Source organism: Nocardioides sp. BE266 (genome assembly GCF_031457855.1).
Taxonomy (GTDB): domain Bacteria; phylum Actinomycetota; class Actinomycetes; order Propionibacteriales; family Nocardioidaceae; genus Nocardioides.
Genome location: NZ_JAURTI010000001.1, coordinates 395,636 through 412,680, shown reverse-complemented (window position 1 = coordinate 412,680; position 17,045 = coordinate 395,636). Strand labels below are relative to the sequence as shown.

18 protein-coding genes are annotated in these 17,045 nt (G+C 72.0%); 13 read left to right on the top strand and 5 right to left on the bottom strand.

Annotated elements, in window-relative coordinates; translation table 11 throughout:
- The first annotated feature begins 6 nt into the window (after window positions 1-6).
- From J2X46_RS02040 to J2X46_RS02010, 7 genes are all read left to right on the top strand, one after another.
- Entirely contained in the window at window positions 7-1,539 is a 1,533-nt protein-coding gene (locus tag J2X46_RS02040; RefSeq protein WP_310246263.1) for a sugar ABC transporter ATP-binding protein, read from the top strand.
- The gene (locus tag J2X46_RS02035) at window positions 1,536-2,645 is read left to right on the top strand and encodes an ABC transporter permease (RefSeq protein WP_310246262.1); all 1,110 of its coding nucleotides are present in this window, start codon (window positions 1,536-1,538) and stop codon (window positions 2,643-2,645) included. The genes J2X46_RS02040 and J2X46_RS02035 overlap by 4 nt, the downstream gene beginning before the upstream one ends.
- An 85-nt stretch (window positions 2,646-2,730) precedes the next feature.
- Window positions 2,731-3,807: a substrate-binding domain-containing protein gene (locus tag J2X46_RS02030; RefSeq protein WP_310246261.1), complete on the top strand. Its 1,077-nt coding sequence runs from the start codon at window positions 2,731-2,733 to the stop codon at window positions 3,805-3,807.
- Window positions 3,808-3,890: 83 nt separating this feature from the next.
- Window positions 3,891-5,066: a Gfo/Idh/MocA family oxidoreductase gene (locus J2X46_RS02025; RefSeq protein WP_310246260.1), complete on the top strand. Its 1,176-nt coding sequence runs from the start codon at window positions 3,891-3,893 to the stop codon at window positions 5,064-5,066.
- 57 nt (window positions 5,067-5,123) lie between these two features.
- Window positions 5,124-6,131, top strand: coding sequence for a sugar phosphate isomerase/epimerase family protein (locus J2X46_RS02020; protein ID WP_310246256.1), 1,008 nt, complete (start codon window positions 5,124-5,126; stop codon window positions 6,129-6,131).
- Window positions 6,132-6,146: 15 nt separating this feature from the next.
- On the top strand, window positions 6,147-7,004 hold the full coding sequence (locus J2X46_RS02015; RefSeq protein WP_310246254.1) for a DUF1707 domain-containing protein: 858 nt from the start codon (window positions 6,147-6,149) through the stop codon (window positions 7,002-7,004).
- Between the two features lie 79 nt (window positions 7,005-7,083).
- Entirely contained in the window at window positions 7,084-8,115 is a 1,032-nt protein-coding gene (locus tag J2X46_RS02010; RefSeq protein WP_310246251.1) for a MaoC family dehydratase, read from the top strand.
- Here J2X46_RS02010 and J2X46_RS02005 read toward each other — a convergent pair.
- The gene (locus tag J2X46_RS02005; protein WP_310246249.1) at window positions 8,091-9,200 is read right to left on the bottom strand and encodes a hypothetical protein; all 1,110 of its coding nucleotides are present in this window, start codon (window positions 9,198-9,200) and stop codon (window positions 8,091-8,093) included. The genes J2X46_RS02010 and J2X46_RS02005 overlap by 25 nt on opposite strands.
- 44 nt (window positions 9,201-9,244) lie before the next feature.
- Here J2X46_RS02005 and J2X46_RS02000 point away from each other — a divergent pair, with 44 nt between their 5' ends.
- Window positions 9,245-10,066 (top strand): methyltransferase domain-containing protein, encoded by an 822-nt coding sequence (locus J2X46_RS02000; RefSeq protein ID WP_310246247.1) that lies wholly within the window; start codon window positions 9,245-9,247, stop codon window positions 10,064-10,066.
- A gap of 70 nt (window positions 10,067-10,136) precedes the next feature.
- On the top strand, window positions 10,137-10,322 hold the full coding sequence (locus J2X46_RS01995; protein ID WP_310246245.1) for a DUF5302 domain-containing protein: 186 nt from the start codon (window positions 10,137-10,139) through the stop codon (window positions 10,320-10,322).
- A gap of 13 nt (window positions 10,323-10,335) precedes the next feature.
- On the opposite strand, the gene J2X46_RS01990 is transcribed toward J2X46_RS01995, so the two are convergent.
- Window positions 10,336-11,532: an MFS transporter gene (locus J2X46_RS01990; RefSeq protein ID WP_310246243.1), complete on the bottom strand. Its 1,197-nt coding sequence runs from the start codon at window positions 11,530-11,532 to the stop codon at window positions 10,336-10,338.
- Between the two features lie 49 nt (window positions 11,533-11,581).
- On the opposite strand from J2X46_RS01990, the gene J2X46_RS01985 reads away from it, so the two are divergent.
- The 3 genes from J2X46_RS01985 to J2X46_RS01975 all read left to right on the top strand — a co-directional run bounded on the left by J2X46_RS01985 (window position 11,582) and on the right by J2X46_RS01975 (window position 13,446).
- On the top strand, window positions 11,582-12,151 hold the full coding sequence (locus J2X46_RS01985) for a histidine phosphatase family protein (RefSeq protein ID WP_310246240.1): 570 nt from the start codon (window positions 11,582-11,584) through the stop codon (window positions 12,149-12,151).
- A gap of 1 nt (window position 12,152) precedes the next feature.
- Window positions 12,153-12,992 carry a PHP domain-containing protein gene (locus J2X46_RS01980; protein WP_310246237.1) on the top strand — a complete coding sequence of 280 codons (840 nt, stop codon included), beginning with the start codon at window positions 12,153-12,155 and terminating at the stop codon, window positions 12,990-12,992.
- A gap of 67 nt (window positions 12,993-13,059) precedes the next feature.
- Window positions 13,060-13,446, top strand: a complete 387-nt coding sequence (locus tag J2X46_RS01975) for a response regulator (protein WP_310246234.1) — start codon at window positions 13,060-13,062, stop codon at window positions 13,444-13,446.
- Here J2X46_RS01975 and J2X46_RS01970 read toward each other — a convergent pair.
- Together J2X46_RS01970 and J2X46_RS01965 are read right to left on the bottom strand one after the other, a co-directional pair.
- A complete protein-coding gene (locus J2X46_RS01970; protein WP_310246231.1) occupies window positions 13,443-13,943 on the bottom strand; it encodes a GNAT family N-acetyltransferase in 501 nt (166 codons plus the stop codon). The two genes, J2X46_RS01975 and J2X46_RS01970, sit on opposite strands and share 4 nt — an antisense overlap.
- The gene (locus J2X46_RS01965; protein WP_310246229.1) at window positions 13,940-14,692 is read right to left on the bottom strand and encodes an SDR family oxidoreductase; all 753 of its coding nucleotides are present in this window, start codon (window positions 14,690-14,692) and stop codon (window positions 13,940-13,942) included. The genes J2X46_RS01970 and J2X46_RS01965 overlap by 4 nt, the downstream gene beginning before the upstream one ends.
- A gap of 61 nt (window positions 14,693-14,753) precedes the next feature.
- Between J2X46_RS01965 and J2X46_RS01960 the strand changes: the two genes are divergently transcribed.
- A complete protein-coding gene (locus J2X46_RS01960) occupies window positions 14,754-15,599 on the top strand; it encodes a ParA family protein (RefSeq protein ID WP_310246228.1) in 846 nt (281 codons plus the stop codon).
- A 1-nt stretch (window position 15,600) separates the two neighbouring features.
- Here the strand turns inward: J2X46_RS01960 and J2X46_RS01955 are convergent, their stop codons facing one another.
- Window positions 15,601-16,965, bottom strand: coding sequence for a DEAD/DEAH box helicase (locus J2X46_RS01955; RefSeq protein ID WP_310247318.1), 1,365 nt, complete (start codon window positions 16,963-16,965; stop codon window positions 15,601-15,603).
- Window positions 16,966-17,045: the final 80 nt, after the last annotated feature.

Below are 17,045 nucleotides of genomic sequence, written 5' to 3'. Positions count from 1 at the left end.
TCCGGCGTGACGTCCTCATCCGCCGCCGGCACTGCGGCACCGCTCCTGGAGATGCGCGGGATCGTGAAGCGCTTCCCGGGCGTCCTCGCGCTCGGCGGCGTCGAGCTCGAGGTGCACGCGGGCCAGGTGCACTGCTTGCTCGGCCAGAACGGCGCCGGCAAGTCGACGCTGATCAAGGTGCTCTCCGCCAGCTACCAGCCCGACGAGGGCCAGATCTTCTGGGAGGGCGAGCCGGTGTCGCTCGACACCCCGCAGACGGCGATGGACCTCGGCATCTCCACCATCTACCAGGAGCTCGACCTGGTCCCGGAGCTGAGCGTCGCGGAGAACATCTTCCTCGGCCACGAGATCAGCCGCGGCGGCTTCACCCAGGCCGGCGAGACCAACCGACGCGCCCGTGACCTGCTGGCCCGCCTCGGCCACCCCGAGATCCCCGCCACCCGCGCGGTCGGGCGGCTCTCGCCCGCTGCCCAGCAGATCGTGAGCATGGCGCGGGCGCTCTCGCACGACACCCGGCTGCTGATCCTCGACGAGCCCTCCGCCGCGCTCGACCAGGGCGAGGTCGACAGCCTCTTCCGCGTCATCCGCGACCTCACCGCCGAGGGCGTGGCCGTCGTCTACATCTCCCACCGCCTCGAGGAGATCCGCCAGATCGGCGACCGCATCACGGTGCTCAAGGACGGCAGCACGGTGGCGTCGAGCCTGACCGTCGAGGACACCCCCACGGCCGAGCTGATCACGCTGATGACCGGTCGCTCCATCGAGTACGTCTTCCCGCCGCGCGGCGACGCCGTACCGGTCTCCGGCGAGCCGGTCCTCGAGGTCATCGGCCTCGAGCTGCCCGGCGTGTTCACCGGCGTCGACCTCTCGGTCCACGCGGGTGAGATCGTCGGGCTCGCCGGCCTCGTCGGCGCCGGCCGGTCCGAGATCCTGGAGACGGTGTACGGCGCCCGCCGACCGTCCGCGGGCACGGTGCGCGTCGAGGGTCGTGAGCTGCGCCGCGGCTCGGTGCCCGACGCGGTCAAGGCCGGCGTCGGCCTGGCACCCGAGGAGCGCAAGAGCCAGGGGCTGCTGCTCGACCAGGCCGTCTACCGCAACGTCACCGTCTCGAGCCTGGGCCGGTTCTCCCGGCTCGGCCTCCTCGACTCCCGCCAGGAGCGACGCCGCAGCCGCGAGGTGACCGAGTCGCTCGACGTGCGCCCCGCCGGGGTCGACCGCCTCGTGCGGCTGCTCTCCGGCGGCAACCAGCAGAAGGTCGTCCTGTCGCGCTGGCTGATGCGCGAGTGCCGCGTGCTGCTGCTCGACGAGCCGACGCGCGGAGTCGACGTCGGTGCCCGCGCGGAGATCTACGCCGTGGTCCGGTCGCTGGCCGACTCGGGCGTCGCCGTCGTCGTGGTGTCCAGCGAGGTGGAGGAGGTGCTCGGGCTCGCCGACCGGGTGCTCGTGGTCCGGGAGGGCCGGGTCGTGCACGAGGGCCCCGCGAGTGAGATCGACGAGTCCCGGGTCCTCGACCTGGTCATGGAAGGAAGCGCCGCATGAGCGAGCACAGCACCACCCCCGGGACCGACGCAAAGGTCGGGGGAGCGCCGGACCTGACGAGCGTCGAGAACACCGTGGCACCCACGAGCGACACCGTCCGGGTGGAGCACGCGGTCGCCGAGTCGGAGAGGACCTCGCGAGGTGCCGGCCTGATGAGCGGGTCGTTCGGCCGCAACATCGGCCTGGTCGTGGCGCTCCTCATCATCTGCGCCGTGGGCGTGGTGACCGCGGGTGACCGCTTCGCCAGCATCGACAACATGGTGACCATCGTCCGGTTCGCCTCGATCGTCGGCGTGGTCAGCATCGGCATGACGTTCGTGATCATCAGCGGCGGCATCGACCTGTCGGTGGGAGCCATGGTGGCCCTCGCGTCCGTGTGGGCGAGCACCTTCGCGACCCAGAACATGGCCGAGGACACGCACTGGCCGATCATGGTGTTCGCGGCGCTCGCGGTGGGCGGGGCCTGCGGTCTCGTCAACGGGGTGCTGATCGCCTACGGCAACATTGTCCCCTTCATCATGACGCTCGCGATGCTGGCGTCCGCCCGCGGACTGGCCGAGATCATCTCCGAGCGGCGTACGCAGATCGTGCGCGTCCAGGGCTTCAAGGACTTCTGGTCCTCCGACATCCTCGGGGTGCCGCTGCTGGTCGTCATCTTCGCCCTCGTCGCCGTGGGCGGCTGGGTGCTGCTCAACCGGACGACGTTCGGTCGCCGGACCCTCGCGGTCGGCGGCAACCCCGAGGCTGCCCGCCTCGCCGGCATCAACGTCAAGCGCCACACCGTCTGGGTCTACGTGCTCGTCGGACTGTGCTGCGGCCTCGCCGCGCTGATGTACCTGGCGCGTACGTCGACCGGCAGCTCCACCCACGGCACGCTGCTGGAGCTCGACGCCATCGCCGCGGTCGTCATCGGCGGCACCCTCCTCACCGGCGGGCGCGGCACCATCGTCGGCACCGTGATCGGGGTCCTCATCTTCAGCACCCTGAGCAACGTCTTCGTCCTCAACAACCAGGACAGCTCGACCCAGGCCGTCGCCAAGGGCCTGATCATCGTCGTCGCCGTGCTGCTCCAGCAGCGCCTGGCGCGACGCTCGACCACGACCTGACGGTCGGGGTCCCACGCACTCGGAAGAAGTCACCGCACCACCCGCACCTACGCCGCACCCACACCGCACACAAGGAGTCCGACCCATGCGACTGCGCACCACCACCTCACGGCAGCAGAGCCGCCGCTTCCCCGGCCTCGTGGTCGGCGCGGTCGCCGTCCTGGCCCTCAGCGCCTGCACCGGCAGCGCCCAGGACGCGGCCAACGACGAGAAGGACTCGTCGGACACCAGCCCCGCGGCTGCCGCGGGCGGCAACGACGAGGCCGGCGACACCGTCACGATCGGGTTCTCGGCGCCCGCCGCCGACCACGGCTGGATGGCGGCCATCACCAACAACGTCCGCGACCTCGCCGACGAGTACCCCGACCTCGACCTGCAGATCGCCGAGGGCACCAACGACGTCAACCTGCAGATCAGCCAGGTCGAGACCTTCATCAACGACAAGGTCGACGCCATCGTGCTGCTGCCGTTCGACGGAGCCGCGATGACGCCGGTGGCCCTGAAGGCGATGGAGGCCGGCATCCCGGTCATCAACGTGGACCGCGAGTTCGACGACCCCAACGCCGCGCGCGTCACCGTGCTCGGTGACAACTACGGCATGGGCGTCTCGGCCGGGCAGTACGTCTGCGAGCAGGCCGACGGCAACGAGGACGCCGTCGTCGCCGAGATCGCCGGCATCGACTCGCTGCCCCTCACCCAGGACCGCAGCCAGGGCTTCGAGGACGCGCTCTCCGAGTGCGGTCTCGACGTCGACGCCCGCCAGGCCGCCGAGTTCACCGTCGAGAGCGGCGAGGAGGTCGCGGCCAACCTGCTGCAGGCCGAGCCGAAGATCGACTTCCTGTGGAACCACGACGACGACCAGGGCGTCGGCGTGCTGGCCGCCATCGAGAACGCCGGCCGCGACGAGTTCACCATGATCGGCGGCGCCGGCTCGGCCAACGCGATGCGTGAGATCCAGGACGGCAGCGGCGTGCTCAAGGCGACGGTCATCTACCCGTCGACCCAGGGCGCGGACGGCGTCAAGCTCGCCCGCCTGCTCGTGCAGGAGAAGGCCATGGGCGACCTGGTCGAGGTCGAGGTCCCGCGCACGGTGCAGCTCTACGCACCGGTCGTGACCGGCGACAACGTCGACCAGTACATCGACACCGCCTTCGAGTCCTGAGGTAGCGGTCCACGCCCCGCCGCCCGAGCGCGGCGGCGGGGCCTGCCGCCTCCTGACCCACCGACGAGACCCGAGGACCACCGATGACGTACCAGCAGGACACCCTGTCCGTGGGGATGGTGGGCCACGCCTTCATGGGCGCCGCCCACTCGCAGGCCTGGCGCAACGCACCGCGCTTCTTCGACCTCCCGCTCCAGCTCCGGATGACGGCCCTGACCGGCCGTGACAGCGCCCGCGTCGCCGCAGCGGCGGAGCGGCTCGGCTGGTCGTCCACCGAGACCTCCTGGCGGGACCTGGTCGCCCGCGACGACATCGACCTCGTCGACGTCTGCACGCCTGGCGACACCCACGCCGAGATCGCGATCGCCGCGCTCGAGGCGGGCAAGCACGTGCTCTGCGAGAAGCCGCTCGCCAACTCGGTGGAGGAGGCGGAGGCGATGGTCGACGCCGCCGACAAGGCGGCTGTGAACGGCGTACGTGCCATGGTCGGGTTCACCTACCGGCGCGTGCCGGCGATCGCGCTCGCCCGCCAGCTCGTCGCCAACGGGCGCCTCGGCACGATCCACCACGTCCGGGCCCAGTACCTCCAGGACTGGATCGTCGACCCCCAGGCCCCGCTGTCCTGGCGCCTCCAGAAGGACAAGGCGGGCTCCGGCGCGCTGGGCGACATCGGTGCCCACATCGTCGACCTCGCCCAGTTCATCGTCGGCGACGACATCCGCCGCGTCTCGGGCCGGCTGCGCACGTTCGTCGACGAGCGTCCGCTGCCCAGCGAGCACAGCGGGCTGTCCGGCACCGCGGGCACCGGCACGGGGAAGGTCACCGTGGACGACGCCGCGACCTTCCTGGCCGAGTTCGGCAGCGGCGCGATGGGCGTCTTCGAGGCGACCCGCTTCGCCAACGGCCGCAAGAACGCGATCCGCATCGAGGTCAACGGCTCGGCAGGCAGCCTGGCCTTCGACTTCGAGGACATGAACCTGCTGCACTTCTTCGACGGCACCGAGGACGCGACCACTGCGGGCTTCCGCCGGATCGTCGTCACCGAGCCCCAGCACCCGTACGTCGGTGCGTGGTGGCCGGCCGGCCACGGCATCGGCTACGAGCACGGCTTCACCCACCAGGTCGTCGACCTGGTGAACGCCCTCGCCGCGGGCGAGGACCCGACCCCGTCCTTCGCCGACGGTCTGCGCGTGCAACGCGTCCTGGCCGCGATCGAGACCAGCTCCGACACCGACTGCTGGCAGGACGTCGCGTCCTGAGCCATCGTCGTACCGGCACCACCCACGGCACCGCCATCCCGACCTGAGGAGCACGTCATGCCACGCCCCGTCACCCTGTTCACCGGCCAGTGGGCCGACCTTCCCTTCGAGGAGGTGTGCACGCTCGCCGCCGGCTGGGGCTACGACGGGCTCGAGATCGCCTGCTGGGGCGACCACTTCGACCCCTGGGCGGCCGTGGAGGACGACTCCTACGTCCCGGCCAAGCTCGAGGTGCTGGAGAAGCACGGCCTCCAGGTGTTCGCGATCAGCAACCACCTCAAGGGCCAGGCCGTGTGCGACGACCCGATCGACGAGCGCCACCGCGGCATCCTGCCGGACCGGATCTGGGCCGACGGCGACGCGGAGGGCGTGCGCCAGCGTGCCGCCGAGGAGATGAAGATGACCGCCCGGGCGGCTCGCCGGCTCGGCGTGGACACCGTGGTCGGGTTCACCGGGTCCTCGATCTGGAAGTACGTCGCCATGTTCCCGCCCGCCTCCCAGGACATGGTGGACGCGGGCTACCAGGACTTCGCCGACCGCTGGAACCCGATCCTCGACGTCTTCGACAGCGAGGGCGTGCGGTTCGCCCACGAGGTCCACCCCTCGGAGATCGCCTACGACTACTGGACCACCGTGCGTGCCCTCGAGGCCGTCGACCACCGCGAGGCCTTCGGGCTGAACTGGGACCCGAGCCACTTCGTGTGGCAGGACCTCGACCCCGTCGGATTCCTCTGGGACTTCAGGGACCGGATCTACCACGTCGACTGCAAGGACGCGAAGAAGCAGGTGGGCAACGGGCGCAACGGGCGGATGGGCTCGCACCTGGCCTGGGCCGACCCGCGTCGCGGCTGGGACTTCGTGTCGACCGGTCACGGGGACGTCCCGTGGGAGCAGTGCTTCCGGATGCTCAACACCATCGGCTACGACGGCCCGATCTCGATCGAGTGGGAGGACGCCGGGATGGACCGGCTCGTCGGTGCGCCCGAGGCCCTCGAGCTCGTCCGGCGCCTCGCGTTCGACGCACCCGACGCCGCCTTCGACGCCGCCTTCAGCACCTCGGAGTAGCCCTAGAATCCGCGCATGAGGGGATTCCGCGCCAAGGATGCGGACCGCGACCGCGCGGTCGAGGTCATCGAGGCGGCCTACGCCGACGGGCAGATCGGCGACGCCGACCGGGAGCTCCGGGTCGGTCGCGCGCTGTCGGCGGAGACGCTCGACGAGCTCCAGGGCCTGACGCGCGACCTGCAGGTGCCGGCCGGGCTCGCCATGCCGCCTGCCGTGCGGACCACCCTCGATGCAGGTCCGCCCCGGCAGCGGCACTCAGTCGGCCTCGTCGCGGGACTCGGTGCCTTCGTCGTCCTGATCGGGGTGGGGATCACCGCTGTGGTGGCCGTCGTGGCGCTGTCCGCGGGCGGCGAGTCCGACTCGGCGACGTCCGGTGGCGTCGGGCCCGCGCCGTTCGAGGCGGCGGAGGCGACCCCGGTCGAGGCCGCCACGACCCCGTTCACGATGACGGCCCCACAGGTGCGGAGGTTCCTCAAGGCCTACGAGAAGAAGTTCGGCATGCTCGACGCATGGGAGGTCGGCTTCTACCCCGACCGGGTCGGCGTGCAGGTGCCGGTGTCGCGGACCCACAAGCGCTTCGAGCGCTGGAGCTGGACCGGCACGTGGCGCCAGGACACCGAGGCCTCCGCCGTGATCGGCCCGCAGAGGTTCGTCAGCCTCGGCTACCTCGACGTGGGCCGGATGTTCGACAACATCGCGCGTGCGAAGCGGACGCTCGACGTGCCCGGCGGCAAGCTCACCCACGTGCTGGTCAACGACTGGGGCGACGGGCCGAGCGTGAACATCTACATCGGCAACCAGTACAACGAGACCGGCTACCTGAAGACCGAGCCCGGTGGCGCGATCGTGCGCGCGTACCCGTACGACGGGTGACCCCGCGTAAGCCCCGACGTGATGGAGCCCACGTGACCACGGCCACCTGCGCGGGCCGCGCTGCGGCAGCATGTCCGCCATGAAGACCAACGCCGGCAACTTCTTCGAGGACTTCACCGTCGGGCAGGTGATCGAGCACGCCACCCCCCGCACGGTGACCGAGGGCGACCGGGCGCTCTACGGCGCGATCTACCCGACGCGCTTCGCGGTGCCGTCCTCGGCCGAGTTCGCGGCGTCGGTCGGGCTCGCGCCCCACCCGGTCGAGGAGCTGATCGGCTTCCACGTCGCCTTCGGCAAGACCGTGCCGGACGTCTCGCTCAACGCGGTGGCCAACCTCGGCTATGCGGAGTGCCGCTTCCACGTCCCGGTCGTGCCGGGCGACACCCTGCGCACCCGCTCCGAGGTCATCGGCCTCAAGGAGAACTCCAACGGCCGGACCGGCGTCGTCTGGGTGCGCTCGACCGCCACCAACCAGCGCGGCGAGGTCGCCATCGACTGGGCGCGATGGGTGATGGTGCACAAGCGGTCGGCCGAGTCGCCCGCTCCGGAGACCGTCGTACCCACGCTGGCGGACGCGGTCTCGCCCGAGGACCTCGTCGTGCCTGCCGGCCTCGACTTCAGTGCGTACGACGTCGCTGCCGCCGGCGAGCCGCACCGGTTCGACGACTACGAGGTGGGGGAGCGGATCGACCACGTCGACGGCGTGACCCTCACCGACGCCGAGCACATGATGGCGACGAGGCTGTGGCAGAACACCGCCAAGGTGCACTTCAACACCGAGGCCCGCCCCGACGGCAACCGGCTCGTCTACGGCGGCCACGTGATCTCGCTGGCCCGCGCGCTGTCCTTCAACGGCCTGGCCAACGCCCAGCTCGTCGCCGCGATCAACGCCGGCGCCCACGTCGCGCCCGCCTTCGCGGGTGACACGGTCTACGCCTGGTCCGAGGTGCTCGACAAGGCCACGGTCGACGCCCCGGGCGTCGGCGCGCTCCGGCTGCGGCTGGTCGCGACCAAGGGCCGCGACGAGTCGATGGCCCTGCGCGGCGAGGACGGCACGTACGCCCCCGGCGTGCTGCTCGACCTCGACTACTGGGCCTTCGTCCCGCGCTGAGTCCGCCGCCGAGGCGGCGCGACCCGGGCCAGCAGGTCGGCGGCGATGACGCCGACGGCATCGTCGAGCGAGGCCGGGGCGTCCACGCCGATGCGCTGCAGCACGACCGTCGCAGCGTCCAGCAGCTCCGGGTCGCCGACCTGGTCGGGGGTGCGCCCCGAGCCGTCCGCGCGGGGGAGCAGGTCGTCGAGGTCGCCCACGACGTCGTACGAGCTGGCGCGTAGCGCGGCGACGACCTCGGCCGAGCGCTCGCCCACCCAGGCCAGGTGCTTCTCGGGCACGGCGAAGGAGTCGCGCGGTGCGCTGCCGACCAGCTGCTCCGGCACGAACGACCGCTTCACCAGGTGGGAGTACGCCGCGGTGCGGCGCTCGCGGGGGACGGTGTCGTTGACGCGGCGCAGGAGCTCGGCCTCGACCACGCCGAGCGAGTCGTTGGGACGGGTGGCGTCGGTGGAGAGGCCGCTCACGTCGAGGCCGAGCACGGCGGACGTGCGGTGCCACAGCTCGTCACGGGGCGCCCCGGGAGCGGGTACGACGACGACGTGGACGCGCCCGCCGGGCAGGCCCGCCGACCACCGGTCGAGGATCTGCGGGACGTCCTGGTAGCGCCAGAACTTCTCGTCGCCCGCCGGGTTCCGCACGCCGCCGAGGAAGCGCCGGTAGGGCTGGCGCGCGCCCATCTTGACCCGCTGCTGCCAGGCCGACGGGAGCACCCGGCCGAGGTCGCGGGCGGTCACCACCACGTGCACCTCGTCAGCCACCGCGGCGAGCTCGGCGACCGCGTCGCGGGCCGCCTCGGGCGGGGAGTCGGCGAAGTGCTCGTTGCTGACCAGCACGTCGTCGGGCCAGTCGCGGGTCTCGTCGAGCAGCCGCTGCCAGGCGCTGAGCTCGCGCTCGCCGAAGGTCGCCACCACGTCGGTCATGCCCTTGACCAGGGCCGCCGCGGCGAAGTGGTCGCGGCGTCCGTCGCCGGGCAGCAGCAGGCCGCGGTCGCGCAGGTCGTCGCGCTGCTGCCACCACAGGTCCTGCAGGAACGAGGTGCCGGACTTCGCGGTCCCGACGTGGAGGAACACACGGCGAGCCATGCCGGTGACCCTACTGCGCGGACAGGGTGCGGCAGACTCGCCCCGTGACCTGGGACCGTGAGTTCTTCTACGACGACTACCCGCGGATCGAGGAGGCCTTCGACGCGCGACTCGACGAGAGCCTCGCGCCGCGCGACCCGTCGGTGCTCCTCCAGGTGGTGCGTGAGCTCGACCTCCGCCCCGACTGCCGCGCCGTCGACGTCGGCTGCGGCGAGGGGGCGCACGCCTTCCGGCTCGCCACCCACTTCGGCTTCCGGGTGCTCGGCATCGACCCGGTGCAGCGCCACCTCGACCTGGCCCGCGAGGCCCGCCGCGACCTCGCGCCCGACATCGCGTCGCGGGTGTCGTTCGAGCGCGGCACCGCGACGCACGTGCCGGTCCCGACGTCGTCGCAGGACCTGGTCTGGTGCCGCGACGTGCTGGTGCACGTCGACGACACCGACGGTGCGTACGCCGAGTTCGCGCGCGTGCTGCGACCCGGCGGCCACGTGGTCAGCTACCAGGTCGTCGCGACCGACCTGCTCCCGCCGCAGGAGGCGGACTGGCTCTTCGAGGTCATGGGCGTCGTGCCGTCCGCCGCCGACCCCGCGGTGCTCGACGGGGCGATCGCCCGCTCCGGCCTCGAGGTCGTCGACAGCATCGACCTCTCCACCGAGTGGGGCGAGCGGTCGCAGGAGGAGGGCGGCGCCGCGGGCCGGGCGCTGCTGCACCTGGCCCGGCTGCTGCGCGAGCCGGAGCGCTACCGCGCCGAGTTCGGCGACGAGGCGTACGACGTGATGCTCGGCGACTGCCGGTGGCACGTCTACCGGATGGAGGGCAAGCTCGCCGGACGCGTCGACGTGCTCCGGCGACCCGCCGGTGGATAACCGCTCGACCCCGCTTGACGCGTTTGGCAGGGTGGCAGTCACCCGTCCCACCTCGGATCCAGGAGGACCCATGGCTGATCAGGACCCCAACGCAGACATCAAGGCGAAGATGCGGGAGGCCCTCGATCGCAAGAAGGGCCACGACCACCCCGACGACACCGCGGGCTCGCGCGAGAAGGCCCACGGCTCGGAGGTCACCAACGCCAACGTCGCCAAGCCGATGCACCGCCGCAAGGCCGGTGGCGGCGGCGTCTGAGCCGTAGCAGTGCCTAGGCGTCGGCGGACGCCCGCCCAGCAGCGGGGTCGTCCGCCGGCGCGAAGGCCTTCGCCAGCCAGAACAGCGCGACCACCAGCACCAGCGGCACCGCGAAGCCGAGACGCAGCGAACCGGCCCCGACGGCGCCCGTCATCACCGCGCCGAGCAGGGCTCCTGCGTAGTTGAACTGGTTGAACCGCGCCACCACCGCGTCCACCCGCGCCTGCCGGGTCGCCGGGTCGGCGTTGCGCCCTGCGAGCGCCGCCGCGGCCGAGAAGCTCAGCGGCGCGACGACCGCGACCCCGCAGCCCAGCAGGGTGAAGCCGACGACGGCCACCTCCCACGTGGGTGACGCGACCACGAGCGCCAGCGAGACGAGTGCGATCGCGGCGCCGACGCGCAGCAGGCGCACCGCGCCGACCTGCTCGGTGAGCCGGTCGCCTGCCAGCCGCACCAGCCCGCTGGCCACCAGGTAGGGCAGGGTCGCCAGCGCGACCAGCTCCTCGGGGGCGTCGAAGACGTCGTCGAGGTAGACCGGTCCCCACGTCGCCGCCGCGGTGTCCACCGTGTAGAAGACGACCAGCGCCAGGCCGACCAGCACGATCGCCCGCCACGGCACGTCGGTGTCCGTGGAGGTGGCGGCCTCACCGTGGTCGCGCGCGAGGTACGGCGCGGTCGCGGCCACCAGCGGCAGCACCGCGAGCCCGGCGATCGCCGACCACGGCACGTCGGTCGTCATGAGGGTCAGCACGGCGCCGATCACGCCGCCGAGCGTCCACGCGCCGTGGCACGACGGCAGCACGACCCGGCCGAGCCGGTGCTCCAGCGCGACCGCCTGCATGTTGCCGGTGGCGTCGACCAGCCCCAGCCCGACGCCGTACGCCGCCAGGGCGAGGACGAAGACCGCCTTCACCGGGGCGAGGACGACCGCCGCGACGGACACCGCCACGACCAGCAGGCCAGCGCGCAGGACCACCGCGCTGTCGAGCCTCGGCGCCAGCCGCTCGGCGAGCAGCGAGCCCACGCCGGCCAGCAGGACCATCATCAGCAGCACGCCCGACAGGGCCAGCTCACCGAGGTCCCAGCGGTCCTGGATGCGGGGGAGCCGGGTGGTCAGGCTGATGAAGACCAGGCCCTGGGTGCCGAAGGCTGCCGCGATCGCCAGGCGCGCCCGGCCGAGGTCGACGCTGCCGGGCGTGGGTCCACTCATGGCGAGCATCGTGGCAGGAGACCCGCGCGACCGTGGCAGACTCGCGGGCATGTCGACCGCAGAGGGCTCCGAGCTCTGGCTCGTCCGCCACGGCGAGACCGAGTGGAGCCGCGACGGCAAGCACACCTCGACCACCGACCTGCCGCTCACCTCCGACGGCGAGGAGGCGGCGATCCTGCTCGGCCCGCGGCTCTACGACGTGGACTTCGACCTCGTCCTGACCAGCCCGCGCCAGCGCGCACGTCGCACGGCCGAGCTGGCCGGCTTCGCGGACGTCGAGGTCGACGACGACCTCGTGGAGTGGGACTACGGCGACTACGAGGGCGTCACGACCGCCGAGATCCGCGAGACGGTCCCCGGCTGGTCGGTCTGGACCCACCCGACACCCGGCGGCGAGACCGCCGACGAGGTCTCGGCGCGGCTCGACCGCGTCATCGAGCGGGCGCGCGGCCACGACCGCACCCTGGTCTTCGCGCACGGCCACTCGCTGCGGGTGCTCACCGCCCGGTGGCTGTGCCAGCCCGCCGACGAGGGGCGGTTCTTCAAGCTCGACACCTCCACGGTGTCGGTGCTCGGCTTCGAGCGGGAGACGCCCGTCCTGCTGAAGTGGAACAGCTGACGTGCGGGTCGACCTCCACACGCACTCGTCCGCGAGCGACGGCACCGACACGCCCGCCGACCTCGTCCGCGAGGCGAAGGCCGCCGGGCTCGACGTCGTCGCGCTGACCGACCACGACGCCACCTCCGGGTGGGCCGAGGCGCAGGAGGCGGCCGACGAGGTCGGCATCACCCTCGTGCCGGGCCTCGAGATCAGCACGAAGCTCCAGCACCGCGGGGTCCACCTGCTGGCGTACCTGCCGGATCCGACGTACGGACCTCTGGTGGACGTGCTCGGCCGGATCCTCGCCGGCCGCAGCGAGCGCACCCCCGCCATCGTCGCCGCCCTGCGCGCCCACGGGATCGACCTCACCGAGGACGACGTGCACCGCGAGGCCAACGGATCGGTCGCGGCCGGCCGCCCGCACGTGGCCGACGCGCTGGTGCGGCTCGGCGTCGTCGCCGACCGCACCGAGGCGTTCGCGACCCTGCTCAGCCCGGGACAGCCCGGGTACGTCAACCGCTACGCGCCGCAGCTGGAGGAGATGATCCCGATCGTGGTCGCCGCCGGCGGCGTTCCGGTCATCGCCCACCCCTGGGGTCGCCGCGGCGGCACGGTGCTCACCGAGGAGGCGTTCGCCTCCCTGAAGGGGCTCGGGCTCGCCGGGATCGAGGTCGACCACCAGGACCACGGTCCCGAGCTCCGCACCCGGCTGCGCGCCATCGCCGCCGACCTCGACCTCGTCGCGACGGGCAGCAGCGACCACCACGGTCTCGGCAAGGTCGACCACGACCTCGGGGTCAACACGACGGATCCGGAGCAGTACGAGCGCTTGGTCGGGATGGCGCGACAACAGGCCTGAGAACCCGTTTGTTGATTTTGTTACCATTCTGGGCCGCGACTGTTCCTTCAGCGTGTACGTTTCCCGCGTGCCCCAGACTGTGCTGCTCGTCGAGGACGAGCCCGACCTGGCCCGCGTGATGACCGTGTCGCTCTCACGGGCCGGCTTCGACGTGCTCGTCAGCGGCACCGCTGCGGACGCCGTCAAGGTGGTCGCGAGCGTGCACGTCGACATCATCGTCACCGACCGCGGGCTCCCCGACGGCGACGGCATGGAGCTGGTCCGGCGACTGCGCTCGGACGGCTTCGCAGGTGGGATCCTGGTCGCGAGCGGCCGCTCGGGCCCGGCCCACGACGAGGAGTGCCGCGCGGCGGGTGCGGACGGGGTGCTGGCGAAGCCGTTCCGGCTGGCCGACCTCGCCGCCGGGCTCCACGCGCTGGCACCCTCCCAGCCTGACGCCGTGGTCTGCTCCTAGCCCGTTCGCGCTGCCAGCCGCACCATCCGGCGCTCGATTCGCGCGTCGCTGTCCTTGGTGGCGCCGTCGAAGCGGAAGCCCTGGCGCTCGTAGAACCGGATGGCGCGCTCGTTGCCGTCGAGCACCCAGAGGTAGGCGTCGGCGTCCCCGATGGCTGCCTCCAGGAGCGCCCACCCCACCCCGCTGCCGTACGACGACGCCCGCACGTAGAGCGCCATCAGCTCGAGCGGAGGGAGACCCTCGGCGGGGTCGTCGCGGCCCGGGCCGGTGGAGGAGAAGCCGAGGAGCCGGTCGGCCGACCACGCCAGCAGGTTGTCGCTCGAGCCGGTCGAGACGATGTCGCGCCACTGCTCGACGCGGGCGTCGCGCCCGGCCCGGCGCTCGGTGAAGACGGCCGCCGGCATCAGGTCGGCGTACGCCTCCTCCCACGCGGCGATCTGCAGGTCGGCGATGGCCGCGGCGTCCTCGACGCGGGGCGGCGCGATGCGCACCGTCACCGGCGGCCCATGCTCTGGGTCAGCCGCAGCGCGCGGTTGGGGATGGCGCGGGTGAGCGCGATGATCGTCTTGTACTGCGCGCCGGGGATCGAGTAGGCGCGACCCTTCTCGAAGTCCTGGAGCGACTTGCGCACCAGGAACTCCGGCTCGAGCCACATGAACCCCTCGCCGCGGGTGACCTGCATCCGCTCGTGGAACTCGGTCTTGGTGAAGCCGGGGCACAGGGCCATCACCTTCACGCCGCGCGACTTGTACTCCAGGTGCGCCCACTCGCTGAAGCTGTTGACCCAGGCCTTGGCCGCGGAGTAGCTGCCGCGGGGGAGGAAGGCGGCGACGCTCGAGACGTTGATGATGCCGCCGTGGCCGCGCTCGGCCATCGCGCCGAGGGCGGCGTGGCTCAGCCGCAGCACGGCGGTGACGAGCACCTCGAGCATCGCGGTCTCGTCGTCGGCGGTGTTGTCGAGGAAGCGCTTCTTGAGCCCGAAGCCGGCGTTGTTGACCAGCAGGTCGACCGGTCGCTCGCGGTCGGCGAGGCGGGCCTCGACGGTCGCGAGCTGGTCGCGGTCGACGAGGTCGGCCACGAGGACCTCGACCTCGACCTGGTGGGCGCGGCGCAGCTCCTCGGCGACCGCCTCGAGCCGCTGGGCGTCGCGGGCGACCAGCACGAGGTCGTCGCCGCGGTCGGCGAGCTGGTGGGCGAACTCGAGGCCGATGCCGGCGGTCGCGCCGGTGATCAGGGATGTGCTCATGGGCGCCAGCATTTCAGGACACCCGGCCGGTCCGCGACCCGGTCCGGCACAATTGGCACCGATGAGCACCAAGAGCCGGGGAACGGCCCCCGTCACGCTGGCCGTCGCCAACCAGAAGGGCGGCGTCGCCAAGACCACGTCCGTGGCCTCGATCGGTGCCGCGCTGGCCGAGATGGGCCAGCGCGTCCTATTGGTCGACCTCGATCCGCAGGCCTGCCTGACCTTCTCGCTCGGCATCGATCCCGAGGACCTCGAGACCTCGGTCCACCACGTCCTGACGCAAGGAGTGGACCCTGCCGAGATCATCATCGAGACCGAGGACGGCGTGGACGTGCTGCCGGCGACCATCGAGCTCGCCCGCGCCGAGGCCGACCTGCTCACCCGCACCGGGCGCGAGCACGTCATCAAGGGCGCGCTCGAGCAGCTCGCCGACGACCTCGGCGACGAGGCCTACGACTGGGTCCTGCTCGACTGCCCGCCCTCGCTCGGCGTGCTGACCGTCGCCGCGCTGACGGCCGCCGACGGCGTGCTGGTGCCGCTGCAGTGCGAGACGCTCTCGCACCGCGGCGTCGGGCAGCTGCTCGACACCGTCCACGACGTACGTCGCTTCACCAACCGTGGCCTGGAGGTGTGGGGCGTGCTGCCGACGCTCTACGACGGCCGCACCAACCACGCCCGCACGGTGCTGGAGACGATCAGCGAGACCTACGACCTCGAGGTCGTCGAGCCGCCGATCCCCAAGACGATCAAGTTCGCCGAGGCTCCCGCGGCCGGTCGCTCGATCCTGGCGACGAGCCGCAGCAGCAAGGGTGCCCAGGCCTACCGCGAGGTGGCTCAGAACCTCGTGTCGCGCGCGTCGCGGCCGAAGCCGAAGAAGACCGCGAAGAAGGCTCCGAAGAAGCGCTGACTCATGCCTGGGGGGCCTCGACCGACTGGCCGCCACGGGTGCGGCGGCGGCTGCGGTTGCGGCGGCGCGGCGCGTCGCCGGACTTCTCCGACGAGGACGAGCCGCCCTGCGAGGAGCCACGGCGCTCGCGCGAGCCGTCACGCGGGGCGCGCTCCTTCTTCGCGACCGGGGCGGGGTCGACGACGCGGCCCTTGGTGCCGGCCGGGATGCCCTGGTCGTGGAAGAGGTGCTCGGAGGTCGAGTAGGTCTCCTGCGGCTCGTCGAAGGGCAGGTCGAGCGCCTTGTTGATGAGCTTCCAGCGGTGCAGGTCGGCCCAGTCGACGAAGGTGATCGCGGTGCCCGAGGCGCCCGCGCGGCCGGTGCGGCCGATGCGGTGGACGTAGGTCTTGTCGTCCTCGGGGCAGGTGTAGTTGATGACGTGGGAGACGCCGCGCACGTCGATGCCGCGGGCCGCGACGTCGGTGCAGACGAGGACCTGGATCTTGTCCTCGCGGAAGCGGGCCAGCGCCTTCTCGCGCGCGACCTGCGCCATGTCGCCGTGGAGCGGGGAGGCCTTGAAGCCGCGCTCCTGGAGGTCCTCGGCGACGCGCTGCGCCTGCCGCTTCGTGCGGGTGAAGACGATCATCTTGTCGGCGTCCTCGGCCTGCAGGACGCGGCCGATGATCTCGGTCTTGTCGAGGTCGTGGGCCTGGTAGATGAACTGGGCCGTCGCCGGCACGGTCGCGTTCTCGTACGACGACTCGGCGCGGATGTTCATCGGGTGGCGCATGTGGGTGCGCGCGAGGGCGACGATCGCGGCCGGCATGGTGGCCGAGAAGAGCATCGTCTGGCGGGTCTCGGGTGTCTTGGAGATCAGCGTGATGACGTCGGGCAGGAAGCCGAGGTCGAGCATCTCGTCGGCCTCGTCGAGGACCAGCGCGTGCACGTGGGAGAGGTCGAGGGACCGGCGGTTGGCCAGGTCGATGAGGCGCCCCGGGGTGCCGACGACGATGTCGACGCCGGCGTCGAGGGCCTCGAGCTGCGGCTCGTAGCCGACGCCGCCGTAGACGGTGAGGACCCGCAGGCCCATGTCGGCGCTGGCCAGGGCGAGGTCGCCGGAGACCTGGAGCGCGAGCTCGCGGGTCGGGGCGACGATGAGGGCCTGCGGCTTGCCCTGCGGCATGTCGGCGTAGGCCGGGTTGCCGGGCGCCACGGAGCGCTGGAGCACCGGGATGCCGAAGGCCAGCGTCTTGCCGGTGCCGGTGCGCGCCTGGCCGATGAGGTCGGTGCCGAGCAGGGCGACCGAGAGGGTCATCTCCTGGATGGCGAAGGGGGTGGTGATGCCGGCGCGCTCGAGCGCGTCACAGATCGCGGGCTCGACGCCCATGTCACGGAAGGTGGTCACGAAGTGGCTTTCTGCTGAGTCGGGTGTCCCACACGGATGCGGTCGGCCCACTCGAAGAGCTC

What these genes read in the sequence shown, in the direction of transcription:
- J2X46_RS02010 (WP_310246251.1), top strand. Translation starts at nt 7,084, where the DNA reads ATGAAGACCAACGCCGGCAACTTCTTCGAGGACTTCACCGTCGGGCAG.
- J2X46_RS02035 (WP_310246262.1), top strand. Translation starts at nt 1,536, where the DNA reads ATGAGCGAGCACAGCACCACCCCCGGGACCGACGCAAAGGTCGGGGGA.
- J2X46_RS02030 (WP_310246261.1), top strand. Translation starts at nt 2,731, where the DNA reads ATGCGACTGCGCACCACCACCTCACGGCAGCAGAGCCGCCGCTTCCCC.
- J2X46_RS02005 (WP_310246249.1), bottom strand. Translation starts at nt 9,200, where the DNA reads ATGGCTCGCCGTGTGTTCCTCCACGTCGGGACCGCGAAGTCCGGCACC.
- J2X46_RS01955 (WP_310247318.1), bottom strand. Translation starts at nt 16,965, where the DNA reads ATGGGCGTCGAGCCCGCGATCTGTGACGCGCTCGAGCGCGCCGGCATC.
- J2X46_RS02020 (WP_310246256.1), top strand. Translation starts at nt 5,124, where the DNA reads ATGCCACGCCCCGTCACCCTGTTCACCGGCCAGTGGGCCGACCTTCCC.
- J2X46_RS02025 (WP_310246260.1), top strand. Translation starts at nt 3,891, where the DNA reads ATGACGTACCAGCAGGACACCCTGTCCGTGGGGATGGTGGGCCACGCC.
- J2X46_RS01990 (WP_310246243.1), bottom strand. Translation starts at nt 11,532, where the DNA reads ATGAGTGGACCCACGCCCGGCAGCGTCGACCTCGGCCGGGCGCGCCTG.
- J2X46_RS01995 (WP_310246245.1), top strand. Translation starts at nt 10,137, where the DNA reads ATGGCTGATCAGGACCCCAACGCAGACATCAAGGCGAAGATGCGGGAG.
- J2X46_RS02015 (WP_310246254.1), top strand. Translation starts at nt 6,147, where the DNA reads ATGAGGGGATTCCGCGCCAAGGATGCGGACCGCGACCGCGCGGTCGAG.
- J2X46_RS01960 (WP_310246228.1), top strand. Translation starts at nt 14,754, where the DNA reads ATGAGCACCAAGAGCCGGGGAACGGCCCCCGTCACGCTGGCCGTCGCC.
- J2X46_RS01985 (WP_310246240.1), top strand. Translation starts at nt 11,582, where the DNA reads ATGTCGACCGCAGAGGGCTCCGAGCTCTGGCTCGTCCGCCACGGCGAG.
- J2X46_RS01965 (WP_310246229.1), bottom strand. Translation starts at nt 14,692, where the DNA reads ATGAGCACATCCCTGATCACCGGCGCGACCGCCGGCATCGGCCTCGAG.